Consider the following 24,628-nt stretch of genomic DNA (forward strand, 5'->3'; position numbering starts at 1 on the left):
GTCTTTATCCCCCCGCCGGATCAGTTGCAGGTCAACTGGTGGCCGACGAAGCCGCCGCCCGCGACGCCCAGGCCCGCGCCGATCAGCTTGCCGGTGCCGCCGCCGAAGGCGCTTCCGATCAGGCCGCCCGCGACAGCGCCCGTCATGGTGCCGGCAAGGCAGCCGAATTCGCTCTTCTGCGTGCTGGAGGTGGACGACGACTGGCAACCGGCGACTAGCACCGCCATCGCGACCGCTGCCGTGATTCCCTTGTATTTCATGGAAAATCTCCCTGTCGGATCCGCCGAACGAATCCTGCGACGGCGATTTTGCGACTGCACGGGGCATTCGTCCATGACCGATCGGCCATGGCATCGCCGCCAATTCGACATGAAGCGGTTCAAGCGAGGCGCGCAGGCGCGCCGGTCATGCGGGCTGCGGTTGCGGTGATAATGCGGTGCAGCATAATCCGGCGGTTAATCGGGCTTGCATATGCTGCATAGCAGCGATGACGAGCTATCATTACACCTTTGTAATCAGATGCCGTAGGGTGTCTTTGGAAACGTCGAGATGGGCTCCACATGAAAACCATTCAGAGGAGCATGTCATGTTCAAGCCGATCGCAAGCAAAATCACCAGCGCGCTGAAGCGTATGCGCGAGTACGACCCGGAACTCGAGTATCTGAACGACGCCCAGGACATCTATGACCTCGAGCGCCGTCACATGGATATCGATCGCGGTCGCTTCCGTCGCCGCTATCCTTACTATCTGTAAGAAGCATCTGCTTTCGCAAGATGCTTCCTGCGGGTATCCCGCCGAGCGGAGCGGCTGCACAGCCATAGACCATTGTGCAGTGCGTATGTCCTCCGGTGGGCGCCCGTCATAAATCGACTTCGTCCCGGGCGAACGAGTGGCCGTGGCCTGCGGCTTTCCGCTGCGCCCGCTGCCTTGCCCGGGACAGCCACCTCTCCAACGGATCGTCTCCCGTCCCCGCCCGTGAACCGAGGCGGGGATAATTTTGTCCCGGGCGTCGAAACGGGCTGGGGACAAGCAAGACAGCCGCTTGCACTCCCCCGCGACCTATGGCACAAGGCCGGCGCACCAGAAACGGCGGGCGCGCACGACGCGGTCGGGTTTCGCAAGGTGAAGAACGCTGCGGTAGCTCAGTGGTAGAGCACTCCCTTGGTAAGGGAGAGGTCGAGAGTTCAATCCTCTCTCGCAGCACCATTCGAAAGACTATCCCCCAGGATCAGAGTTTCGCGCATCGCCAATACGGGGCGATGGTCGTGCTAAATCCGTGCATCTGCCTGATGTGCTGGGTAACGGCGCCGGATACGTGTCTTGGGCGAAGCGCCATGCGACGCTTTACACGGTTAGCGATTATATCTTGACGTTTTCCCGGATCACTTGTCTCCTGATGCCCGCCCAATATTTGGGTGGAAGGGCTAAGGGTCTACAATATGAAAATCGGCCTTTTAACCGGCGCCATCGGCGCCCTGGCATTGACTTGCGGCGCGGCACAGGCGGAAGATTTGACGTTCACGTTGAAGAACGGAACAAATTCTGTTCTGACAAACTTCTACACGTCACCTGTTGGTGTGGGTGAATGGGAAGACGACGTGTTAGGCAATCAGGTCCTCAATCCCGGCGAGAGCATGAAAATCACGATCGCGGACGGCCGCGACGTCTGCAAATACGATATGCGCTTCGAGTTCGAGGACGGCTCCGACCTCGATACCACCGAAGACGTGCAGGACCTTTGTTCGATCGGCACCTATACCATCCACGAGTGACGCGGATCGGGCCGCCTCTCCCCGGGGGGGCGGCCGTCCATGGCTGTCCGCCGTGCGGTTCCGTTCGGCGGCGCCTGACGGGACAGCGCGGCTCGTCACGAAAGCGCTTCACAGCCTCGGGGCCGATGCTCTAAAGCTGCGGCAAAGTCCGGCTTTCAGGGACGGGGCGATGCGGCCCCGGTCGTCGACCATGAAGGATGAGGAAGAGCCTTCGGGCACTGCGGCGCCGGCTGCCCGCGACGGCGGCCGCCGCGAGGACGACGGACGCCGCGAGGATGACAGACGCCGCGAGGATGGCCGGCAGCAGCGCGACGAGCGGCTGGCGGAAGCGCTCCGCGCCAACCTGCGCCGCCGCAAGGAGCAGGGCCGGCCCCGGCCGGCGGCGTCGCGCACCCTTTTGGACGGCGGCTTCGAGGACTGAGGTGCCGCCGCCGAAGCGGGCATTGATCCAGGAGACAGAATGACCACCTTGCGCGTCCGCGTCACCGCCCCGGAGGCGACGGCCAACCGTCTGTTCCGCCTCGCCGACAAGGCCTTCGAGGACGAGGGACTGCCCGTCACCCTGTTCGAGACCGTCGACAGCGGCCCGTGGACCGTGGAAGTCCTGTTCTTCGAGGAGGACGAGGGGACCGCTGTCGCGCGCCTCGCCGACGCGCTCGGCGGGGAGGGCGAGGGGCTTGCGATCTCCGTCGAGCCGGTGGGCGAGCACAACTGGGTCGAAGAGAGCCTGAAGGGCCTCGCCCCGGTGTCGGTCGGCCGCTTCGTCGTTCACGGCGCCCACGACCGCGGCCACGCGGCCGGAACGGTGCCCATCGAGATCGACGCCGGGCTGGCGTTCGGCACCGGCCATCATGAGACCACCGTCGGCTGCCTCGCCGCCATCGAGGCCCGGCTGAAGCGCGGTCCGGTGCGCCGGCCGCTCGATCTCGGCACCGGCACCGGCGTGCTGGCGATCGCCATCGCCAAGCTCTGTCCGGCTCGCGTCGTCGCGACCGACATCGATCCGGTCGCCGTGAAGATCACGGTGGAGAACGCGCGCCTCAACGGGGTCGGTCCGCGCATCGTGGCCTTCCGCGCGACCGGCATGTCGGACCCGCGTCTTGCGAAGGGCGGCTTCGATTTCGTCGTCGCCAACATCCTCGCCCGCCCGCTCGTCCGCCTCGCTCCGGCGATCGTCCGGGCGCTCGCGCCGAAGGCGACGGTGGTGCTGTCGGGCCTCCGCCTCGACGACGGACCGAGGATCGTCTCGGCCTATTGCGCGCAGGGCCTGAAGCTCGTGCACCGCGATCCGCGCGGCCGCTGGCTGACGCTGACCTTCGTGCGCTGAGAGAGCCGTACACCGGTCCTGAGGCGCGCATGGACGCTCGTCAGGCGCTCATGCGCGCGGTCTGAACCGCGCATCGACCGCACATCGTCCATCGCGAAAAACGAAACCGCCCGGTCCTTTCGAACCGGCAAGTCGAATCGGCAAGCCGCGCATCGCGAAAAACGAAACCGCCCGGTCCTTTCGAACCGGGCGGCGCATTTCCTATTGCTGATTCTCGGGCACGAGGAACTTCGGCAGCTTGTTCTTCGGCGCGTTCGTCGTCCCCTGGTTCTGGGGCGACGCACCGCTCGGCGGCGGGATCCGGCGCACCTGAGGCGGCGGCGGAGCAGCCGGACGCGGCGGCACCATGGCCTGCGGCGGGCGCGGCGGCACGGGCGCCGCTGCCGGCGGCCGCGGAGCGCCGGGCGGGTTGTTCCACGCCGGGTTGTTCGGCCGCGGGCCGCCGGGGTTGTTCCAGCCGGGATTGTTCCATCCACCGGGAGGCGGGGGAGGCGGAGGAGGCGGGCGGTTCCAGCCGCCGGGAGGCGGCGGCGGAGGCCCGCCGGGATTGTTCCAGCCCGGATTGTTCCATCCACCGGGAGGCGGGGGTGGCGGAGGCGGCGGACGGTTCCAGCCACCCGGAGGCGGCGGTCCGCCCGGACCGTACCCACCACCCGGCGGGCGCCAGTTTGGCGGGGGCGGGCGGTTCGGATTGTTCATCCACCAGGCGCGCTCTCCGTACCAAGGCTCGGTCCGATAATAGTTGTCCCAGTAGTTTCCGACGCTGAAACCGATGATCGGCAAGCCGAGGGCGGTCGCATAGGATGGGATCTCGACCATCTGGTTCTGGTAGGAGGCCTGCAGATACTTGCCGGACATCCACCCGCGACTGCCGCCCCACGCGACATCGCACCAAACATAGCCGCTGACGCAACCGAAGATCGCGAGGCGCGCGTTCTTCTGCACCATGCCGACGGCGGGATATTGCGTGCCCGGACCCGCGCGCAGGTAGACATTGCCGGTGGAATACCCTGCCGTCTGCGCCGAAGCGGCGGTCGGCGCCAGTGCGAACGCGGCGGCCACCAGGGCACCGGCGGCCCAATGCCGTGTTGTCATCGTCTCCTCCTGCAGGCGCTCTCGTCTGGCCCGCTCAGCCCGGCCGGGCGGTCGCCTTTCGTCCGGCACGGGCGTCATCCGCTTCGCAAAGCGGTCCGGTGCCTCCGGACAAGCATAAGTACGCAGGAGCACCCCAATCGGTTCGATTCCGTGGCAATCGGGCCACGATTATTCCGCCCCGGAGTGCGAGATCGGCAGTCACCGCGTCGCTCCGGCCATCCGGCAGATCGCCCTCAGGCCAGAAGCAGCCCACGGCTCCACGGCTCGGCGTGGCTGCTGCGGTGCAGGTGGCGGTGGGCCGGCGTCGAGGCGCCGTCGCGCGTGAGATCGGCGCCATAGACGAAGCGATGCGTCTGCGGGCCGCGATCGTTCATCATCCTGTCCATCGGCCGGCCGTGCAGGCCGCGCCGGGCCGCGATCACGAGGCCGAACAGGGCGGGCGAGACGATATGAGCCATGACCCACCTCCTTCTTCAACACTGTGGTCCGGTCCGCCGACCATGTCCGAAGCGTCCCGCTTCCGCCACGGCTCCGGCGGCATGGCGGTTATGCGCAAAACTCATGCAGCCGTTGACGAGTCGTTAGCCGTCACCGGGGTTTGGGTCCGCATATCTGCCTTCTCTGCGGGCATCTGCCTGTGAACGAGGCAAGTCCCGGATTGGGCATGGCGCGCGCGTTCGCAGCCGCTCAGGCGATCGGCGCGCTACTCGGCCCGGCATTGAAGCGCGGCGGGCGACGGCGTAAAACCGCGGCATGTTCCAGACATTCGACGATATCGCTGATCCCACCCTCGGTGCCGGCCGCCTCGCCCGGCTGCGCACGCGCCTCGCGGCCGATGGCCTCGACGGCTTCCTCGTGCCGCGGTCGGACGAGCATCAGGGCGAATATGTCGCCCGGTCGTCGGAGCGCTTGGCATGGCTCACGGGCTTCACCGGTTCGGCCGGCATGGCCGTGGTGCTGCCGGAAGTCGCCGCGATCTTCGTCGATGGGCGCTACACTCTGCAGGTGCGCGATCAGGTCGACATCGCCGCGTTCGAGCCGCGGCATCTGATCGAGGAGCCGCCGCCGCAGTGGCTTGCGCGTCACCTGAAGCCCGGCATGCGCATCGGCTATGACGGCATGCTCCATACTGTTGCCGGCGTTCGACGCTTCAAGGCCGCCTGCGAGGCCGCCGGGGCGACGCTGGTGGCCGTTGAGGCCAATCCGCTCGACGCGGTGTGGACGGACCGGCCCGCGCCACCGCAGGGCGCCGTCATCCTTCAACCCATCGAGCTTGCGGGCGAAACAGCCGCCGCCAAGCTCGAGAAGATCGAGGCGCTCGTCGCCGAGGCCGGAGCCGACAGCGCGGTTCTGACGCTGCCGGATTCCGTCGCATGGCTCTTCAACATCCGCGGTGCCGACATCGAGCACAATCCCGTGCCGCTGTCGTTCGCGGTGGTGCGCCGGGGTGCCCGGCCGCAGCTCTTCATCGACGGGCGCAAGCTCTCCAATGCGGTCCGCGCCGCGCTGGAGGACGTGGCGGAGATCGGCGAGCCCGATGCGTTCATGCCGGCCCTCGACGAGGCCGGCCGCGGCGGTGCCCGCGTTCTGCTCGACCCGGACTGGGTCGCGGAGGCGATCCGCGTGCGTCTCGCCACCGTCGGCGCGAAGATCGTCGAGGGCCGCGACCCGGTGCTGCTGCCGAAGGCGGTGAAGAACGCCGCGGAGATCGTCGGCACGCGCACCGCGCATCTGCGCGACGGCGTCGCCGTGGCGCGCTACCTCGCGTGGCTGGACCGCACCACCGCGGCAGGCGATCTCGATGAGATCGGCGCCGTCGAAGCGCTGGAGCGTTTCCGCGCGGAAGGCGGCCTTCTCCGGGATATCTCCTTTCCCAGCATTTCGGGCGCGGGGCCGAATGGCGCCATCGTGCATTACCGCGTCAGCCGGGCCACGAACCGGGCGCTTCGGCGCGGCGAACTGTTCCTGATCGATTCCGGCGCCCAGTACCAGGACGGCACCACGGACATCACCCGCACCGTGCCGGTCGGGGAGCCCACCGCCGAGATGCGCGATCGCTACACCCGCGTGCTGGCGGGCCACGTCGCGGTGGCGACGGCGCGGTTCCCGGTCGGCACCACCGGTGCCCAGCTCGATCCCCTGGCCCGGCTGCCGTTGTGGCAGGCGGGGCTCGATTTCGACCATGGCACCGGCCATGGCGTCGGCGTCTACCTGTCGGTGCATGAAGGCCCGCAGCGCATCGCCAAGGCCGGCAGCGCCACCCCGCTCGAACCCGGCATGATCGTCTCCGACGAGCCGGGCTACTACAAGACCGGCGCCTATGGCATCCGCATCGAGAACCTGCTGCTCGTGACACCTGCCGAGGTGCCCGCGGGCGGCGAACGGCCCATGCTCGCCTTCGAGACGCTCACGCTCGCGCCCTACGACCGGCGCCTGATCGAGCCGTCGCTTCTATCGCCCGCCGCGCTTCAGTGGATCGATGCCTACCACGCCCGGGTGCGCGACGCGCTGTCACCGTTTCTCGCGGGTGACGACCTCGCCTGGCTCGTCGCGGCGACGGAGCCGTTCGGCGGCTAGAACCTCTCCCGGTCGGATCGAACCGATCCGAAGGACGGGCTCACGAACCCGCAGCGCTTTCCCACTCGATCGGATGATTTCATGCGATCGCCGAGCGCTCCGGACCCCGTCCGACATGATCGCCGGGAACCGACTTGGCCGTTGCGTGGTTTTCCTTCCGGATGCCCCAAGGGGGCGCAAGGAAGGAAAGGGCGACATCATGCGCGGAATCCTGCTCTGGCTCGTCGGCGTGCCGATCCCGGTCATCATTCTGATCTATCTGCTGTTCCGATAGTCTTGTCCGTTGCTGCCCGGGGGCACCGAGGCATGCCGGCCTCCGAAGCCCGCGGTCCGGAGGCCGTCCTGGAGACGGGAGGGCGGTTAGCCCATCGCAAGTCGGCGGAAGCGCGTCCGACGATGAGGGAATCGTCAGCCGGCAACGTGCCGGCCGACGGCCGCGACGGCCACGCCGATGGCGACCACTGCCAGAATCGGCAGGCGGGCGAACGCGGCAAGACCGGCGGCGGCGGCCGCGATCGCGTCCGCCGGCCCGCCTGTCAGGGCCGGCGGTGCGGCCAACGCCGCCAGAACGGCCGGTGGCACCGCTTCGAAGGCACGCTTCATCCGCCCTCGCGCCGCGAAATTCCGCGGCACGATCAGACCGGCAAGCCGGGTCGCCATCGTGGCGACGGCCATGGCGAGAATGGCGAGAAAGGCAGCCGGATCGAGTGTCATGTCGGCGTCTCCGCTGTGCTGTCGTCCCGACCGGACAGGAACGCGGCGGTGACGCCCGCCACGGCGCCGGCCGCGATCGAAGCCGGGCCCGGCAGAACGATGTGAACGGCGACAGCGGCAATGACCGATGCCAGCACCGCCGGAAGGAAACCCGGCCGCGAGCGGAACCCGGCGAGAAGACCGATGAAGGTGGCGGCGAACGCGAAATCGAAGCCGTAGGCCGCTGGATCGCCGATCAGGGCGCCGACGAGGCAGCCCCCCACCGTGAACATCAGCCATCCGACATAAAGGGTAACGCCGAGCCCGGCATAATAGGCCGGTGTCAGTGTCGTGCGCGCGGCGCGTTCCTCCGCGAACGCCCAGATCTCGTCCGCCAGCACCAGCAGCGCGGCGATCTTTCCCCACATCGGAAAGCGGTCCATCCGACGTTGGATCGACGCGCCCATCAGCACATGGCGCAGGTTCACGATCAGCACCGCGAATCCGAGCGTCAGCCAGGGCGCTGGCGTTCGCCAGAGGTCGAGCGCGACGAACTGGGCCCCGCCGGCGAACACCAGCCCCGACATCAGCCCGACTTCGAGCGGTGAAAGTCCCTTCGCTGCTCCGAGCGCGCCGAGCAGGAGCCCGAACGGCGAGGCCGCGACCAGCACCGGCAGGATTGCCGCCGCGCCCGCCAGAAACTCCGCGCGCGGCCCGGCGTCCGGGGCCGATTCGCCTCGGCCGGCGAAATAGGCGGTGCGGTCTTCTTTGCCGTCGCGCAGCGGCGTCGGCTTTTTTCCTTCGGCAGGCACGATCATCGTCCTCGGCGTCAGCGGTCCCGACCTTCTGGCAGTGGGGCGGCGAGGCGTCTTGGACGAAAGTGACGGACGAACGAGACCTATGCGCGCGCAAAGGCGCCGCCTGCCGGTATCACCTGGCGCGGGCAGCGGCGCGGAACGATCCCGGTGCCACGCCGACCCGCGCCTTGAAGGCGCGGTTGAGGTGGCTCTGGTCGCAGAACCCGCAGGTCAGGGCGGCCTCGGCCGGGGGCGTGCCGTCGAGCAGCATCCTGCGGGCGGCGCGCACCCGCCGGTCGGTCAGCCAAGCGTGGGGCGTGAGGCCGGTTTCGCGCGCCATGGCGCGGATCAGCCGGGTGCGGGGGATGCCGGCGACGCCGGCAAGCCGGGCAAGGTCGATATCCTCGGCGAAATGGGCGTCGAGAAAAGCGAGGGCGCGGGCAACGGGGCCGCGCTCGGCCGGCGGATCGCGGTCGAGCCTGCCGCGGACGGCACCGTCGCGGCCATGCCGGGCAAACAGTTTCACGAACGCGACATGGAGGCGCTGGTCGGTCTCGAGGGCCGGGGCGCCGGCGTCCGCCGCCCGATGGGCCCGGGCGATCTCGGCGGCAAGCGCGGGATCGTGCATCAGGATGCCGGAGAAAACTGGCGGCTCCCGGGAGCGCCCTTCCGTCGCGTCCTCCGCGACGGCCTGCATCAGCCCCAGGGATGGGTAGGTCATGCGGTAGGCATAGCCCGAAACGCCATAGGGCTCGCCGTCGTGGACCACCTCCGGCGGCACCACGCAGACATCGCCGGGTCCGGCATAAAGTTGGGTGCCGTTGACGCGGAACGTCTCGCAGCCGGCCTCGATGATGCCGACCACGTAGGTGTCGTGCGTGTGCGGCGCATAGACGTGGGTGCGGAATGTCGCCGTCAGACATTCGAGCCCGTGGTGTCGCTCGGACACGAAGAAGCGGGCACGCTCATGCGCATCGAGCGGCGTCCGGGCGAGGGCGCTGCTCTGGGTCTGCGGTGCGGTGTTCCTGCCGGCATTTGCCATGCGCCATCATGGCACGGCGGCCGGCGGCGCGCGAGCGCGGCAGCGGAAAGCGGCGCCGGGCCGAGGCCGCCGACGGCTTGCCGTGGCCACTGGGCCTTTGGCGAGCGCGCCGCAGTTTGCTAGGTTGCGCGAGGATTGTTCAAGGGAGTCGCAGACCGATGCCTAGCCCATTCGCCGGACCGGGCGCGAGCGACGGTGCCACCGTTGCGCCGGAGCGTGACGAGGCTGCCGTCGCGCGCGCGATCGCAGCGCTCGCCCCGGTGTTCGGCGACCGGCTGACCACCAATTCGGTCATCCGCCGGCAGCACGGCCAGACCACCACGTGGCTCGCCAACGAGCCGCCGGATGCGGTGATCTTCGCGCTGACGACGGAAGAGGTCTCGACCATTGTCAGAACCTGCGCCGCGGAGGGCGTGCCCGTGATCGCCCATGGCGCCGGCACGTCCCTTGAAGGTCACGTCAACGCGCCGTTCGGCGGCATCTCGGTCAATCTCAGCCGCATGAACCGCATCCTTGCGGTGCGGCCGGAGGATCTCGACTGCACCGTCGAGCCGGGCGTGACACGTCGCCAGCTCAACGAGCACCTGCGCGACCAGGGCCTGTTCTTTCCGATCGATCCGGGGGCGGATGCCAGCATCGGCGGCATGGCGGCGACGCGCGCCTCCGGCACCAATGCGGTGCGCTACGGCACCATGCGCGAGAACGTGGTCGCGCTCGAGGTGGTGCTCGCCGACGGCTCGGTGATCGAGACCACCCACCGTGCCCGCAAGAGCGCCGCCGGCTACGACCTCACCCGGCTGATGGTCGGCTCGGAAGGCACGCTCGGCATCGTCACGGCCATCACGCTGAAGCTGCACGGCATTCCGGAATCGATTCTGGCCGGCGTCTGCCCGTTCCCGAGTGTCGAAGCCGCCTGCCAGGCGGTCATCACCACCATCCAGTGTGGCGTTCCCATCGCGCGGATCGAACTCTTGGATGCCCTGGCCATCAAGGGCGTGAACGCGCATTCGGGGCTGACGCTGCCCGAACAGCCGCACCTGTTCGCGGAATTCCACGGCTCCGCAGCCAGCGTCGCCGAGCAGGCGGAGCTTTTCGGCGCCATCGTCGCCGACCATGGCGGCGGCACGCTGGAAGTGGCGGAACGGCCGGAGGATCGCAGCCGTCTGTGGCACGCGCGCCATGAGTTCTATTTCGCCGCGCGTGCCCTGCGGCCCGGTGCGGACGCGCTCGCGACCGATGTCTGCGTGCCGATCTCCCGTCTTGCCGAGTGCATCGGCGAATCTCTGGAAGACCTGAAACAGACCGGCCTGATCGCCCCTCTCGCCGGCCATGTCGGCGACGGCAACTTCCATCTGCAGGTCATGGTCGACCAGTCGTCGCCCGAGGAAGTGGCGGCGGTGAAGGGTTTCCTGAAGCGGCTTTCCCACCGCGCCATCGCCATGGACGGCACCTGTACCGGCGAGCACGGCATCGGCCAGGGCAAGATGGGCTATCTCGACGAAGAACTCGGCGGCGGCGTCGCGGTGATGCGGGCGATCAAGCATGCGCTGGATCCGGCCGGCATCCTCAATCCGGGCAAGATTCTCGGGGCCTCCCGCTGGATCCATCCCGGCGAGGCGGTGCCGCTCGCGGCGGAATGAGAGCGGCGGCGCTGGCGCTGCACAAGAGTGTGATCGAACATTGCCGCCGCAGACCGGCGGCAGACGGAGGCCGACCCTGAACGCCTTGTTCATGTCCGCGGGCGTCGCCGTGATCCTGGCGTTCCTGGCGGCTTTCATCGGCCCCTATTTCGTCGACTGGACGGCGTATCGCCCGGCGATCGAGGCGGAAGCGGCGCGCCTGCTCGGCGTGCGCGTCCGCGTGCTCGGCTCGGCGGAGGTGCGCCTGCTGCCGACGCCGTCGATGACGCTCGACGACGTGCGCGTCGGCGCGGTCGAGGCGCCCATCGTCACCGCGGAACATGTGGCGGCCGAAATCGACCTGCCGTCGCTGCTGCGCGGCAGCGTGCGCGTCACCGGGCTGACGCTCAACCGGCCGGAGTTCCATCTCTCGATCGACGAGAGCGGCGACATGGCGCTCGCTCCCGGCGATGCCCGCCCGGGCGCGCTGCAGCCGGGCGACGTGGCGCTCGAGGGCGTCACCTTCAAGGACGGCGCCATCGAGATCGCCGACGCGCGCACCGGGCTTCAGCGGCGGCTGACCGACGTCAACGGCCACCTCGATGCGCGCTCGCTCGCCGGGCCCTACCGCATCGAGGGCAATGTGCGTTTCGGGGCGGTGCCCATCGCCTTCACCGTGGCGAGCGGCATCCGCGAGAACGACAGCATCAAGCTCAAGACCGACCTGACGCCCGGCAACGGCGTCGGCACGATCACGGCCGACGGTGTGCTGAACTTCGGCGGCGACGCCCCGGTCTATGACGGCCGGTTCACCGCGCAGCGCCATGCGCAGGCCGAAGGCGACGGCGCGCCCTCCACGCCCGCCGCCGGGTTCAACCGGCTCGAAGGCACGTTCGCCTTCGATCCGGACGGGCTGACGGTGACCGGCCTTACCGCCGGCTACGGAGCCGGCGCCAACACGGTGGCGCTGGACGGAAAGGCCGTTCTCTCGATCTCGCCCGAGCCGCGGTTCGATGCCGATCTCTCGGCGAAACAGCTCGATCTCGATTCCATCGCCGGTTCCACTGCGGACCATGTGATGACGCCCGCCGAGGCTGTGGCGGTGATCGGCGCCGGTCTTCCGGCGCTGCCGCTGCCGGCGATCCCGGGGCGGGTGCGCATCGCCGCCGATTCCATGGTAATGGCCGGCGGCATCGTTCAGAACGGCGAACTCGACGCCTCGACCGCCGCCGACGGCTGGTCGATCGCATCCCTGAAGGCGCTCGCCCCGGGTCGGACGAATTTCTCCCTGTCGGGGGATGTGGTGTCCGGCCGGTCGCCGCGCCTCGAAGGGCGCCTGACCGCGTCTTCCGAGCAGCCCGGCACGTTCGGCGCCTGGCTGCGCGGCGCGAGCCGGGTTCCGACCGGCCTGCAGCCCGTTTCGCTTTCGGCCGGGTTCACGATCGACGCCACCGGCCTGAAGGTGTCGGACTATGCGCTCAAGCTCGATGCCGACACGGTGGAAGGCGCGCTGCAATGGCGCCCCCGCGAGGGCGACGTGCCGGCGGGGCTCGACCTTTCCGCCTCCGCCCGCCGGCTCGATCTCGACCGCATCGCGGAACTCGGCCGCGCCTTGTCCACCGGCGGCGTCGGCAGCCTGATCGCGGAGGTCGCCGGCGACGTTTCGCTGCGCGTTTCCGCCGATCGCGCCGTCGTCGGCGGCGTGAACGGCCGTAGCGTCGACGTCGAAGCGATGTTTACCGGCGGCAATCTCGATGTCCGGCGTCTCGATATCGAGGACCTCGCCGGCGCGCGCATCGTCGCGACCGGCAAGGTGGAGGCCATCGGCACCGCGCCGAGGGGGACGCTGGAGGCCTCGATCACCGCCAGCCGGTTCGATGGGCTGAGCGCGCTGGCGCAGGCGATGGCGCCGGATGCGCCTGCCGTCGTCGCCTTCGCGCGCGCCGCGCCGCTGTTGGCGCCGGCGAACCTCACCGGACGGTTCGAAGCCGGCGCCGCGGGGCCTGCGACATCCGTCAAGCTGACGCTCGACGGCGATGTCGGCGGCTCTCAGATCGAGGCGAAGGGTTCGTTCACGGGCACCTTCACGGATTGGCGGCAGGGTCTGCTCGGCCTCAGCGTCGATGCTCGCGGGCCGGACGGCGCGAAGCTCATCGGGCAGTTCGGCGTGCCGGTGGTGCCCGTGAAGGGCGCCGGGCCGGGCGAGATCGCGCTGTCGCTCGCCGGCCGTCCCGCGGGCGAGCTGAAGGCGACGCTCGCTGCCGACGTCGCCGGCTCCAGCCTCGATCTCGACGGCAGCCTCACCGCGCCCGGCCACACCGACAGCACGGGCCGGTTCGACGTGAAGCTCGACAGCCGGGACATCGCACCCGCGGCGCTGGCGCTCGGCTGGCTGGCGCCTGGGCTCGCCGGCGCGCTGCCCGCCGCCCTCTCGGCTCACATCGAAACCGTGGGCGAGAAGGCGACGGTGTCGCAACTTTCCGGCAGCTTCGCCGGTACGCAGGTGGCGGGGCAGGGCACCGTCGATATCGGTCCGGCGCGTCCGCGCGTTTCGGGCAGCCTCGATATCGCGTCGGTGGACATGGTCGCTCTCGGCGAACTCGCGCTCGGGTCCGGTGCGTGGTCGCTGACCACGGCCGAGGACAGCGTGTGGCCGGACGGTGCGTTCGGGCCGTCGCTGATTTCCGGGCTCGACCTATCGCTCGGGCTCAAAGCGAGCAAGGTGCTGATCGGCGACAGCGAACTCGACGCCGCCTCGGCAAAGCTGTCGAGCAACGCGCAAGCCATCGACGTGTCCGAGATCGCAGGCCGCCTCGCCGGCGGTGCGCTGTCGGGGCGCCTCGGCGTGGTGCGCGGCGAGCGCGGCGAGATGACGGTGCGCGGCGGGCTGAAGCTCGCCGGTGCCGATCTCGCTGGGCTGGTGCCCTCGCCCGGACTGACGGGACGGCTGGATGCCGCCTTCGAGGGCGATGCGAAGGGCCGCTCCATCGCGGGCCTCGTCGCGACGCTGTCGGCGACGGGCACCCTGAGTGCCACCAATGTCTCGGTTCCCTCGCTCAGTCCCGGCGCGTTTGCGGTGGTGACGCACGAGGCGGATGCGGGCACACTCGCCCTGGAGGATGGCCCCGTTTCTGCGGCGCTTGAGCAGACTTTCGCCGCCGGGCCGCTTTCGGTGGGCGATCTGTCGGCCACCGTCACGGTAGGAAGCGGCATCCTGCGGCTGACCGACACCTCGGTCGCGCTCCAATCCGGAACCTTGCGCGGCTCGGCCGTGCTCGATCTCGGGCGCTGGCAGACCGATGCGTCCTGGACGCTGTCCGTCCCGGCTCCTGCCGACGATGAGGACGCGGTTCCGAAGGCGACGCCGTCTGCGACGGTGCGTTATGGCGGCTCCATCGATGCACCGATGCGGACCATCGACGGCGCGGCCTTCGCGGCCTACCTCAATCTGCGGGCGATCGGCCGGGAGTCGCGCCGGGTCGAGGAACTGCAACGGCAGGTGCTCGAGTCCCAGCGGCTCGCCCGCGAGCGTCGCCGCGCCGAGGAAGAGGCGGCGCGCCGCAAGCGCGAGGCGGAAGAGGCCGCCCGCGCCGCCGCCGAGGCGGACGCCCGCGCCAAGGCGGAAGACGAACTCAAGAGCTTCCGCGACCAGATGCAGCAACTGATCGACCGGGAGGGCGGCGGCATTCCTCCCTTGCCGAATCTCGGCACGACCCCTGCGCCTGCGGCGCCCGGGGGAGGGACGGCAGGTGAAGCGCCGCAGCCGGCGCAGCCACCGGCAACAATTCCGCCGGTTCCGAGCACCGGGGCTGCGCCGACCCAGACGGCACCGGCAACCACCCCCTGAGACCGGAATGACGGGCGAGGCCGGGACCTCGCCCGTCGCACGGACGCGCCATTGCGTTGCCGGCTGGATTACGGCAGATTGAACAAAACAGGAACGTCGTTCGGCCTGTCCCGGTGCTGGCGTTGGCAGCTTCCGCCCGGCAGCAAGCGTCGGGGTTAAGCGGCGACCGGGCCACGATGGTCTAGAGCGCTTTCCGATCTGATGGAATCATCAGATCGACCAGAAATCGCTCCAGATTCAAAAGCTTGAGCATATATCCTTGTCGTTCAGATCGATCCGATCTGAACGGGATATGCTCTAGCGAAGACCCACCTCACAAGCGGGATGGGTTTGGAAATGCAGGCACGATGATCGAGAATCTACGCCCCGCGACCATCCTCAGCGGCCGCGATCCGCTGATCGACGGGCGGCAGTCGGAGACGGCGCTTCGCGTCCAGCGCGGCGTCGGACGGCTGCTGCGTGCCCGCGGCCTCGCGATGGTGACGGAACTCGGGCTCGCCTCGGGACGCCGTGCCGACATCACGGCGATCGGCGCGGGCGGTGAAATCTGGATCGTGGAGATCAAGTCCTCCGTGGCCGACTTCCGGTCCGACAGCAAGTGGCCGGACTATCGCCGCTACTGCGACCGGCTGTTCTTCGCGACCGTCGCGGAAGTGCCGGCCGTCATCTTCCCCGAAGACGCCGGCCTCATCGTCACCGACGGCTACGGCGCGGAGATCCTGCGCGAGGCGCCCGTCCATCCGCTCGCGGGCGGCACGCGAAAGGCGCTGCTGCTGCGGTTCGCTCATGCGGCGGCACGCCGGCTGCACGACCTCGCCGATCCCGGTGCCGCCGCGTTCGAGGGACCGTGACCGCCCGGGCAATCGATCCGTGAAGGAGCCGCGCGTCGAGATTCGCGGGTTCCGGCGAACATCCGGGTGAGACATGCCGGCCGGTACGCGGCGGCTCAGCCCGAGCCGATCAGAATCCCCGCCGCGAACACGAGCACGCCGCCGACTACCACCTGGAACACCGCCGAGAGAAGCGGCGTATCCATGTAGCGCATCCGGATATAGGCGATGACCGCGAGTTCGATGGCGACGACTACGATGGCGAGTAGGGTCGCCGTCAGGAAGTGCGGCACCAGATAGGGCAGGGTATGGCCCAGGCCGCCGATGGTGGTCATGGCGCCGCACACGACGCCGCGCAACCAAGGACTGCCACGGCCCGAAAGCTGGCCGTCGTCCGACAGCGCCTCGGCGAAGCCCATGGAGATGCCGGCACCCACGGCGGCGGCGAGGCCGACCACGAAGGTCGAGTGGGTGTCGTGGGTGGCGAACGCGGCGGCGAACAGCGGCGCCAGCGTCGAGACCGAGCCGTCCATCAGGCCGGCAAGACCCGGCTGCACCATCTGCAGCACGAAGGTGCGTCGTGCCGCCTCGGTTTCCGCCGACTTCGCCTCAGGCGTCAGCAGCAGATCGCGCAGGCTCTCGGCGCGGTCCTGATGCCGCGTTTCCTCCTGGGCGAGGCGTGTCAGCAACTCGCGGATCGCCGGATCGCCGGCCCGCGCCGCCGCTGTCTTGTAGAACCGTTCCGACTGTTCCTCCATCGCGGCGACCTGATGGCGCACGACGTCGATGCCGAGCGGCTTCGACAGCCACAGCGGCCGCCGCCACGGCAGGCCCTGCACGTCCTCCCGGCGGATCATCGGCAGGGTATCGCCGAACTTCTCGTGCGCCATCGCCTTCAGGCGGTCGCGGTGACCGGCTTCCTCGGCCGCCATGCGGGAGAACATCTCCGCGGTCGCGGGATATTCGTCTTTCAGCGCCTGCGTATAGGCGAGATAGATGCGGTTGTCCTCGTCTTCGCTGGCGATCGCCACGGCGAGCACTTCGGCCTCGCTCAGGCTGTCCAGCCGGCGCTTGGCGTGGTGCGGCAGTCTGAGTTCGGACAGCAAGCTCATGTCGGCCCCCGGGTTGATCCCGAAGAGAAGCCTATCGCGAAATCAGGACGATGACATTGCCCGCGCACGGGAATCTCGCTTCTTGTGCAGTCGCGAAACGTCGCGTCCAGCGTCGTCGGACAAACGCGAACGGCGCCACCGCCAAAGAAAAAGGCCGCCCGGAGGCGGCCTTTCGAAACCGGCTCTGCACGCTGGATCAGCTGATCTGCGCCTCGACCTCGCGAAGCTGCGCGATCATGGTCTCGGCCCGGTAGCGGCTCTCGTCGCTGTGGGCGTGGGACAGCGCGTCCTGGAAGCTCGCGATCGAGGCTTCGAGGGTCTCGCGCTTCAGGCTCTCGGCCGGAATGGCGGACTCGGCCAGAATGGTGAGGCCGACCGGGCCGGCATCGGCGAAACCGCCCTGCACGAACAGGCTGCGGGTTTCACCGGAGGCGAGCTTCGCCTTGACGAAGCCAGGGCGCAGCGTCGACAGGAAAGGCGCATGGCCCTTCAGGATCTCGAATTCCCCCGCGGCGCCCGGCGCGATCACCGAGACGACCTCGCCGGAGAACAGCAGGCGCTCGGGCGAGACGAGCTCGAAGGTGAAGGTCTCGGCCATGTGTCGGCTCCGTCAGGTCCACTCGGCGATCAATGCGCCCGCCGCGATCTCGTTCCGGCAGGCAGGCCGCGGGCGGATCGTCCGCGGCCCGATGGTGTCCGTCTCCGCCCGGAACGCTCCGGGGCGGGGCCAACCTGGATCAGGCGGCCTTGGCGGCGAGCTTGGCGGCCTTCTCGACCGCCGCCTCGATGGTGCCGACCATGTAGAAGGCGGCTTCCGGCAGGTGGTCGTACTTGCCTTCGCAAAGGCCCTTGAAGCCCTTGATGGTGTCCGCGATGTCGACGAACACACCCGGCGAGCCGGTGAACACCTCGGCGACGTGGAACGGCTGCGACAGGAAGCGCTCGATGCGGCGGGCGCGCGCCACCGTCAGCTTGTCTTCCTCGGACAGCTCGTCCATGCCCAGGATCGCGATGATGTCCTGCAGCGACTTGTAGCGCTGGAGGATTTCCTGCACGCGGCGGGCGGTCTGGTAGTGCTCGTCACCGACGATGCGCGGGTCGAGCATGCGCGAGGTGGAGTCGAGCGGATCCACCGCCGGGTAGATGCCCTTCTCGGAGATCGCGCGGTTCAGAACCGTGGTCGCGTCCAGATGGGCGAACGAGGCGGCAGGCGCCGGGTCGGTCAGATCGTCGGCGGGCACGTAGATGGCCTGCACCGAGGTGATCGAACCCTTGGTGGTGGTGGTGATGCGCTCCTGCAGGGCGCCCATGTCGGTGGCGAGCGTCGGCTGATAGCCCACCGCCGAAGGAATGCGGCCGAGCAGCGCCGACACTTCCGAACCCGCCTGGGTGAAGCGGAAGATATTGTCGACGAAGAACAGCACGTCCTGGCCGCGATCGCGGAAGTCCTCGGCGATCGTCAGACCGGTAAGGGCGACGCGGGCGCGGGCGCCGGGCGGCTCGTTCATCTGGCCGAACACCAGGGCGCACTTGGAGCCCTCGCCGCCGCCATGCTTGTTCACGCCGGACTCGATCATCTCGTGATAGAGATCGTTGCCCTCGCGGGTGCGCTCGCCGACGCCGGCGAACACCGAGTAGCCGCCGTGGGCCTTCGCGACGTTGTTGATGAGCTCCTGGATCAGCACGGTCTTGCCGACGCCGGCGCCGCCGAACAGGCCGATCTTGCCGCCGCGGGCATAGGGCGCGAGCAGGTCGACGACCTTGATGCCGGTGACGAGGATTTCAGCCTCGGTCGACTGCTCGGTATAGGCCGGAGCGGGCTGATGGATGCCGCGGGTGTGATCGTAGGAGACCGGGCCGGCCTCGTCGACCGGCTCGCCGATCACGTTCAGGATGCGGCCGAGGGTGCCGTCACCCACCGGCACCGCGATCGGGCCGCCGGTGTCGCGCACTTCCTGGCCGCGGACGAGACCGTCCGTGGTGTCCATGGCGATGGCGCGGACGGTGTCCTCACCGAGATGCTGGGCCACTTCGAGCACGAGCCGCATACCGCGGTTCTCGGTCTCGATGGCGTTCAGGATCTTCGGCAGCGCCCCCTCGAAGCGCACGTCCACGACGGCGCCGATGACCTGGGCGATGTGTCCGACATTCTGCGTCATGGCTCGCTCCGTACCTCGCGCACGATCCGACGGTTCGGGGCGCGCATTCGTCTTCGAAAAAACGGTGCCGCGGCGACGCCCGGCACCATGATGAACCGATCGGGCCTCAGAGCGCCTCGGCGCCCGATATGATCTCGATCAGTTCCTTGGTGATGATCGCCTGGCGCGAGCGGTTGTAGCTCAGCGTCAGCCGGTTGATCATGTCGCCCGCGTTGCGCGTGGCGTTGTCCATGGCGCTCATGCGCGCGCCCTGTTCAGACGCCGCGTTCTCGAGAAGCGCCTTGAAGATCTGCACGCGGATATTGCGCGGCAGCAGGTCTTCGAGGATCTCGCCGCGCTCCGGCTCGTACTCGCTGACGGCGGACGCGCCGGCAGGCACCGGAACCTCTCCCTCGCTCGCGATCACCGCGGGGATGATCTGCTGCGCGGTCGGGATCTGGCTGATGACCGATCGGAACTGCGCGTAGAACAGGGTGGCGACGTCGAAATCGCCTTCCTCGAACATCGTCAGAACCTTGTGAGCCACCTTCTCGGCCTCGGCGAACGACATCGCCTTGACCGAGCGGAACTCGATGGTCTGCAGCATGAGGTCGGCGAAGTCGCGCTTCAGGATATCGGCGCCCTTGCGGCCGACGCACAGAATGCGGACCTTCTTGCCCTCGGCCTTGAGCCGATTGACGTGCTCGCGGGCGAGGCGGGCGATGGAGGCATTGAAGCCACCGCACAGCCCGCGTTCCGCGGTGCACACGATCAACAGGTGAACGGCGTCGGAGCCCGTTCCCACGATCAGCGGCGAGGCATCGCCGCCGTCGGCATTGGCAGCGAGACCGGCCAGAACCGTCTCCATCCGCTCCGCGTAGGGGCGGGCGGCTTCCGCGGCTTCCTGGGCGCGACGCAGCTTCGCCGCGGCGACCATCTGCATCGCCTTGGTGATCTTCTGCGTCGCCTTCACCGAGGCGATGCGGTTTCGCAGATCCTTGAGACTCGGCATCTCGGTTCCTCGTCGGCTCGTCCGGGTCGGCGGGTTCGCGTCTCGACTTCGCGGCCGGTCAGGCCGCGAAGGTCTTCGCGAAAGCGTCGATCGCCGACTTGAGGCGCGTCCGGTTCTCGTCGTTCAGCTCCTTCTTCGTCCAGATCGCCTCGAGCACGTCCTTGTGCTCGGTGCGCAGGAACGAGAGGAGCCCGTCCTCGAAGGCGCGAACCCGGTTGAGCGGCAGGTTGTCGAGATAGCCGTTCACGCCGGCGAAGATCACGGCGACCTGCTCTTCGGTCTTCAGCGGCGAGAACTGCGGCTGCTTCAGAAGCTCGGTCAGGCGCGCGCCACGGGCCAGCAGACGCTGGGTGGTGGCGTCGAGGTCCGAACCGAACTGGGCGAACGCCGCCATTTCACGGTACTGGGCGAGCTCGCCCTTGATCGAGCCCGCGACCTGCTTCATCGCCTTGATCTGCGCGGCGGAACCGACGCGCGAAACCGAGAGGCCGACGTTCACCGCCGGGCGGATGCCCTGGAAGAACAGGTTGGTCTCGAGGAAGATCTGACCGTCGGTGATCGAGATCACGTTGGTCGGGATGTAGGCCGACACGTCGTTGGCCTGGGTCTCGATGACCGGAAGCGCGGTGAGCGAACCGGCGCCCTGGGTGTCGTTCAGCTTCGCGGCGCGCTCCAGCAGGCGGGAGTGCAGGTAGAACACGTCGCCGGGATAGGCTTCGCGGCCCGGCGGGCGGCGCAGCAGCAGCGACATCTGGCGATAGGCGACGGCCTGCTTGGAAAGGTCGTCATAGGCGATCACGGCGTGCATGCCGTTGTCGCGGAAATACTCGCCCATGGCGCAGCCGGCGAACGGCGCCAGGAACTGCATCGGCGCCGGGTCGGAAGCGGTCGCGGCAACGATGATCGAGTATTCGAGCGCGCCGGCATCTTCCAGCGCCTTCACGAACTGGGCGACCGTCGAGCGCTTCTGGCCCACCGCGACATAAACGCAGTAGAGCTTGGCGCCCTCGTCGGTGCCGGCGTGAAGCGGCTTCTGGTTCAGGAAGGTGTCGAGGATGATCGCGGTCTTGCCGGTCTGACGGTCACCGATGATCAGCTCGCGCTGGCCGCGGCCGACCGGGATCATGGCGTCGATGGCCTTCAGGCCGGTCGACATCGGCTCGTGCACGGACTTGCGCGGGATGATGCCCGGGGCCTTCACGTCCACGAGGCGACGCTCGGCGTACTCGATCGGGCCCTTGCCGTCGATCGGGTTGCCGAGGCCGTCGACCACGCGGCCGAGCAGGCCCTTGCCGACCGGCACGTCCACGATGGTGCCGGTGCGGCGCACGGTGTCGCCCTCGGAGATCTCGCGGTCGGAACCGAAGATCACGACGCCGACATTGTCGGACTCGAGGTTGAGCGCCATCCCGCGGATGCCGTTCGGGAACTCGACCATCTCGCCGGCCTGGACCTTGTCGAGGCCGTAGACGCGGGCGATGCCGTCGCCGACGGAAAGGACCTGGCCGACCTCGGAAACTTCAGCCTCCTGGCCGAAATTCTTGATCTGATCCTTGAGGATTGCGGAAATTTCCGCGGCCCGGATATCCATCAGCCGACCTCTTTCATCGCAAGCTTGAGAGAATTGAGCTTGGTGCGCAGGGAGGTGTCGATCATGCGCGAACCAAGCTTGACGACGAGCCCGCCGATGAGCGCCGGATCAACACTGGTCTCCAGGATGATCTTGCGTCCGGTGGCCTCGCCGAGAGCGGCCTTCAGCGCCTCGACATGGGAAGACGAGAGCGGCTCGGCGGAAGTCACTTCCGCCACCGTCTCGCCGCGAGCGGCGGCCGTCAGCGCGCGATAGGCACGCACCATCGACGGCGCCAGGAACAGTCGCCGGTTACGGGCGACGAGCTTGATGAAGTTCGCGGCGATCCCGCCGATGCCGGCCGCGCCGAGCACTGCCGTCACGCCGGCCACCTGCTCGTCGGAGGAGAACACAGGGCTCTCGATCAGCCGGCGCAGGTCGGCGCTTTCGTCGACGAGCGCCATGAACTGGTTCAGACCGGCCTCGGTCGCCTCGATCGCGCCCGCTTCGCTCGCCAGCTCGAACAGAGCGGTGGCATAACGCCGGGCAACCCCTGAAACGAGGGAATCCTTGTCGGTCACGGGTCCATCTCTCGGCTCGGTCTCGGCGCTCCGTGCAATTCACGGCACTCGGCGCTCGAAGACTTTGAGATTGAAAGAACATTTCCAGGCCGGGCACAGCCCCGCGCCCGACGGGCCCGGAAAAGTCAGGGGTGCGATAGCACATGCCTTTGGGGCACGCAACAGCGCGTCCGACGCGGCGCGACGCCGCGCTTTTAATATGGCAGCGCTGCCTGTGGATGTGCCGGACGCCGCGGGCTTTCCGCACGCGTGCACCCGCGAATTCGCGCGTCGTCAAACGAAGCTTTGGGGATCCACGTCGATCATCACGCGCACGCCGCCGCGTGCGGGCGGTGCCGCGGCGAGCCAGGCCCGGAGATAGGCCTGGATGTCGACGGTCCGCGGCGAGCGGATCAGAAGCCGAAAACGATGGCGCCCGCGCAGGATCGCGAGCGGGGCTTCGGCGGGGCCGAGCATGTCGATTCCCTCGCCGGAGGGCGCGGAACGGGCGAATGCGCGGGCATGCGCCTCGGTTTCCGCGCGATCCGGGCCGGAGATGATGATGGCCGCGAGCCGCCCGAACGGTGGCAGGCCGGTCGCCATCCGCTCGGCGATCTCTGTCCGGTAGAACGCCTCGCGGTCGCCGGAGACGATGGCGCGGATCACCGGATGGTCGGGCGCGTGGGTCTGCAGAAGACCGCTGCCGCCGCCGCCCATGCGGCCCGCGCGTCCGGTCACCTGGGCCAACAATTGGAAGGTGCGTTCGGCCGCGCGCAGGTCACCGTTCATCAGGCCGAGGTCCGCATCGACCACGCCGACGAGTTTCAATCGCGGAAATGTGTGCCCCTTCGCGACGAGCTGGGTGCCGACGATGAGGTCGAACGCGCCGTCGGCGACGAGCTGCAACTCGCGCCGGATTCGTTCGGTGCCGCCGCCGATGTCGGATGACAGGATGATGCTGCGCGCCTCCGGAAAGAGCGCCTGGGCTTCTTCGGCGATGCGTTCCACCCCGGGCCCGCAGGCGACGAGGCTGTCGAGCGCGCCGCAGGCGGGGCAGGCTTCCGGACGGGGTTCGGTGTGACCGCAATGGTGGCAGGCGAGCCGGCCGCGCAGGCGATGGTCCACCAGCCAGGCCGAGCAGTCCGGACACGAGAAGCGGTGGCCGCAGGCCCCGCACACCGTCAGCGGCGCGTAGCCGCGACGGTTCAGGAAAAGAAGTGCCTGTTCGCCCCGTCCCAGCGCCTCGCCGACGGCCGCCACCAGCGGCGGCGCCAGCCAGCGCCCCTTTTCCGGCCGGCTCTGGCGCAGATCGACGGCGCGCACGTCCGGCAGGCTGGCGCCCGGCACCCGGTCGGAGAGAATCACGTGGGCATAGCGGCCCTGGTCGGCGTTGACGCGGCTTTCGATCGACGGCGTCGCCGATGCCAGCACCACGGGGAAGCGGCCGATATGGCCGCGGACCACGGCCATGTCGCGGGCATTGTAAGGAACGCGGTCATCCTGCTTGTAGGCATTGTCGTGCTCTTCATCGACGACGATGAGCCCGAGTTCCCGGAACGGCAGAAAGAGCGCGGAGCGCGCGCCTACGACGATCCGGACGTCGCCAGCCGCCGCGCCGCGCCACACCCGCGCACGCTGCGCCGGCGGCACGGCGGAGTGCCATTCCGCCGGCCGCGCCGCGAAGCGCCGCTCGAATCGCGCGATGACGCTATGGGTCAGCGCGATCTCCGGCATCATGATCAGGGCCTGCTTGCCGGCGGCGACGGTCGCGGCGACGGCTTCCAGGAAGACCTCCGTCTTTCCCGAGCCGGTGACGCCGTCGAGCAGCAGCACGGAAGCAGCGTCGCGGGCGACGGCCGCCCTGAGCTGGTCGGCCGCGGCGCTCTGGTCGCCGGTGAGGTCCGGGTGGTGGAAGTCGGGATCGGGCCGGGCAGCGGCGGTCGGTGGCGGCAGTTCGACGGCGGCAAGGGTGCCGGCACTGACAAGCCCGTCGATCACCGAGGGGCTGACGCCAGCGGTTTCGGCGAGGCCCGCCTTCGTCCACGACAGGCCGCCTTCCAGCAGAGCCATCACCCGGGTGCGGGCCGGCGTCATCCTCTCCGGAGGCGCGCCGGCAAGAGCGACGCCCGGCCGCGTCGGCTCCGGGTCGAGCGCCTCGGGCACGCGCAACACCATGCGCAGCACCATGCCGCGCGGTGCCAGCGTCCAGCGCGCCACCCATTCGACGAATCGGCGCATGTCGGCGTCGAGCAGCGGCGCGCCGGGAGGCGGCGCATCGAACACATGCGAGATCGCCTTCAGCTTCGCGGGGGACCTGCCGGTGTCCGGCGCGTCGTCCCAGACGGCGCCGACGACCTCACGGGGGCCGAACGGCACGCGCACGATGGTTCCTGGCGCCAGCTCGCGCGGGGCCACATAAGAATAGCAGTCGCCGAGGGCGACGGGGACGAGCACGGAGACGACGGCAGTCATCGGGCGAAGGCGGTCATCGGGCGAAAGCTGCGCTTGCGGTTCGGTGCCCGGCGGCCGGGAAGGCGGCCCTCGACGGGCAGGCGGACGGCGGCCTGCGGGATTCTCCCGCGCACCTTCGTCCGGTCGCCAGCTCGCGTCAACGCGCGCGGGTCTGCAAGCGGGTG

The 24,628-nt window shown here is 68.9% G+C and carries 22 protein-coding genes and 1 tRNA gene; 10 read left to right on the top strand and 13 right to left on the bottom strand.

Going from position 1 to position 24,628, the window contains the following annotated elements; genetic code table 11:
* Window positions 1-20: 20 nt before the first annotated feature.
* On the bottom strand, window positions 21-260 hold the full coding sequence (locus BUF17_RS00190) for a YMGG-like glycine zipper-containing protein (RefSeq protein ID WP_073625224.1): 240 nt from the start codon (window positions 258-260) through the stop codon (window positions 21-23).
* Window positions 261-586: 326 nt separating this feature from the next.
* On the opposite strand from BUF17_RS00190, the gene BUF17_RS22445 reads away from it, so the two are divergent.
* The 5 genes from BUF17_RS22445 (at window position 587) to BUF17_RS00210 (ending at window position 3,100) form a co-directional block, all read left to right on the top strand.
* Window positions 587-754: a DUF3563 domain-containing protein gene (locus tag BUF17_RS22445; protein WP_139282357.1), complete on the top strand. Its 168-nt coding sequence runs from the start codon at window positions 587-589 to the stop codon at window positions 752-754.
* 378 nt (window positions 755-1,132) lie between these two features.
* A tRNA-Thr gene (locus BUF17_RS00195) sits at window positions 1,133-1,207 on the top strand.
* Window positions 1,208-1,440: 233 nt separating this feature from the next.
* Window positions 1,441-1,773 (top strand): hypothetical protein, encoded by a 333-nt coding sequence (locus BUF17_RS00200; RefSeq protein ID WP_073625225.1) that lies wholly within the window; start codon window positions 1,441-1,443, stop codon window positions 1,771-1,773.
* A 169-nt stretch (window positions 1,774-1,942) separates the two neighbouring features.
* Window positions 1,943-2,194, top strand: a complete 252-nt coding sequence (locus BUF17_RS00205; RefSeq protein ID WP_073625226.1) for a hypothetical protein — start codon at window positions 1,943-1,945, stop codon at window positions 2,192-2,194.
* A 39-nt stretch (window positions 2,195-2,233) separates the two neighbouring features.
* On the top strand, window positions 2,234-3,100 hold the full coding sequence (locus BUF17_RS00210; protein WP_073625227.1) for a 50S ribosomal protein L11 methyltransferase: 867 nt from the start codon (window positions 2,234-2,236) through the stop codon (window positions 3,098-3,100).
* A 201-nt stretch (window positions 3,101-3,301) separates the two neighbouring features.
* Here the strand turns inward: BUF17_RS00210 and BUF17_RS00215 are convergent, their stop codons facing one another.
* Together BUF17_RS00215 and BUF17_RS00220 are read right to left on the bottom strand one after the other, a co-directional pair.
* Window positions 3,302-4,195: an SH3 domain-containing protein gene (locus tag BUF17_RS00215; protein WP_073625228.1), complete on the bottom strand. Its 894-nt coding sequence runs from the start codon at window positions 4,193-4,195 to the stop codon at window positions 3,302-3,304.
* 233 nt (window positions 4,196-4,428) lie between these two features.
* The gene (locus BUF17_RS00220) at window positions 4,429-4,653 is read right to left on the bottom strand and encodes a hypothetical protein (RefSeq protein ID WP_073625229.1); all 225 of its coding nucleotides are present in this window, start codon (window positions 4,651-4,653) and stop codon (window positions 4,429-4,431) included.
* Between the two features lie 295 nt (window positions 4,654-4,948).
* Between BUF17_RS00220 and BUF17_RS00225 the strand changes: the two genes are divergently transcribed.
* Complete coding sequence (locus BUF17_RS00225) at window positions 4,949-6,772, top strand: aminopeptidase P family protein (protein WP_073625230.1); 1,824 nt, start codon at window positions 4,949-4,951, stop codon at window positions 6,770-6,772.
* Window positions 6,773-6,917: 145 nt separating this feature from the next.
* Window positions 6,918-7,046, top strand: coding sequence for a hypothetical protein (locus tag BUF17_RS23360; protein WP_280162181.1), 129 nt, complete (start codon window positions 6,918-6,920; stop codon window positions 7,044-7,046).
* Between the two features lie 134 nt (window positions 7,047-7,180).
* Here BUF17_RS23360 and BUF17_RS00230 read toward each other — a convergent pair whose 3' ends face one another.
* The 3 genes from BUF17_RS00230 to BUF17_RS00240 all read right to left on the bottom strand — a co-directional run bounded on the left by BUF17_RS00230 (window position 7,181) and on the right by BUF17_RS00240 (window position 9,304).
* Window positions 7,181-7,486, bottom strand: a complete 306-nt coding sequence (locus BUF17_RS00230; RefSeq protein WP_073625231.1) for an AzlD domain-containing protein — start codon at window positions 7,484-7,486, stop codon at window positions 7,181-7,183.
* Window positions 7,483-8,283, bottom strand: coding sequence for an AzlC family ABC transporter permease (locus BUF17_RS00235; protein ID WP_084563698.1), 801 nt, complete (start codon window positions 8,281-8,283; stop codon window positions 7,483-7,485). Before BUF17_RS00235 ends, BUF17_RS00230 begins: the two co-directional genes overlap by 4 nt.
* Window positions 8,284-8,395: 112 nt before the next feature.
* A complete protein-coding gene (locus BUF17_RS00240; RefSeq protein WP_073625232.1) occupies window positions 8,396-9,304 on the bottom strand; it encodes an AraC family transcriptional regulator in 909 nt (302 codons plus the stop codon).
* A 158-nt stretch (window positions 9,305-9,462) separates the two neighbouring features.
* Between BUF17_RS00240 and BUF17_RS00245 the strand changes: the two genes are divergently transcribed.
* From BUF17_RS00245 to BUF17_RS00255, 3 genes are all read left to right on the top strand, one after another.
* Window positions 9,463-10,944, top strand: coding sequence for an FAD-binding oxidoreductase (locus tag BUF17_RS00245; RefSeq protein WP_073625233.1), 1,482 nt, complete (start codon window positions 9,463-9,465; stop codon window positions 10,942-10,944).
* 91 nt (window positions 10,945-11,035) lie between these two features.
* Window positions 11,036-14,770, top strand: a complete 3,735-nt coding sequence (locus tag BUF17_RS00250) for an AsmA family protein (RefSeq protein ID WP_073625234.1) — start codon at window positions 11,036-11,038, stop codon at window positions 14,768-14,770.
* A gap of 347 nt (window positions 14,771-15,117) precedes the next feature.
* The gene (locus BUF17_RS00255; protein WP_084563700.1) at window positions 15,118-15,621 is read left to right on the top strand and encodes an MmcB family DNA repair protein; all 504 of its coding nucleotides are present in this window, start codon (window positions 15,118-15,120) and stop codon (window positions 15,619-15,621) included.
* 95 nt (window positions 15,622-15,716) lie between these two features.
* On the opposite strand, the gene mbfA is transcribed toward BUF17_RS00255, so the two are convergent.
* From mbfA to BUF17_RS00290, 7 genes are all read right to left on the bottom strand, one after another.
* Window positions 15,717-16,712 (bottom strand): iron exporter MbfA, encoded by a 996-nt coding sequence (mbfA, locus tag BUF17_RS00260; protein ID WP_073625235.1) that lies wholly within the window; start codon window positions 16,710-16,712, stop codon window positions 15,717-15,719.
* 196 nt (window positions 16,713-16,908) lie between these two features.
* Window positions 16,909-17,310: a F0F1 ATP synthase subunit epsilon gene (locus BUF17_RS00265; RefSeq protein WP_073625236.1), complete on the bottom strand. Its 402-nt coding sequence runs from the start codon at window positions 17,308-17,310 to the stop codon at window positions 16,909-16,911.
* A gap of 139 nt (window positions 17,311-17,449) precedes the next feature.
* On the bottom strand, window positions 17,450-18,871 hold the full coding sequence (atpD, locus tag BUF17_RS00270; RefSeq protein WP_073625237.1) for a F0F1 ATP synthase subunit beta: 1,422 nt from the start codon (window positions 18,869-18,871) through the stop codon (window positions 17,450-17,452).
* Between the two features lie 106 nt (window positions 18,872-18,977).
* Entirely contained in the window at window positions 18,978-19,862 is an 885-nt protein-coding gene (locus BUF17_RS00275) for a F0F1 ATP synthase subunit gamma (protein ID WP_073625238.1), read from the bottom strand.
* 58 nt (window positions 19,863-19,920) lie between these two features.
* Complete coding sequence (gene atpA / locus BUF17_RS00280) at window positions 19,921-21,453, bottom strand: F0F1 ATP synthase subunit alpha (protein WP_073625239.1); 1,533 nt, start codon at window positions 21,451-21,453, stop codon at window positions 19,921-19,923.
* Window positions 21,453-22,013 (bottom strand): F0F1 ATP synthase subunit delta, encoded by a 561-nt coding sequence (locus BUF17_RS00285; protein WP_073625240.1) that lies wholly within the window; start codon window positions 22,011-22,013, stop codon window positions 21,453-21,455. The genes atpA and BUF17_RS00285 overlap by 1 nt, the downstream gene beginning before the upstream one ends.
* Window positions 22,014-22,286: 273 nt before the next feature.
* A complete protein-coding gene (locus BUF17_RS00290) occupies window positions 22,287-24,464 on the bottom strand; it encodes a primosomal protein N' (RefSeq protein ID WP_073625241.1) in 2,178 nt (725 codons plus the stop codon).
* Between the last annotated feature and the right edge of the window lie 164 nt (window positions 24,465-24,628).

The organism is Pseudoxanthobacter soli DSM 19599 (assembly GCF_900148505.1).
Lineage (GTDB): Bacteria > Pseudomonadota > Alphaproteobacteria > Rhizobiales > Segnochrobactraceae > Pseudoxanthobacter > Pseudoxanthobacter soli.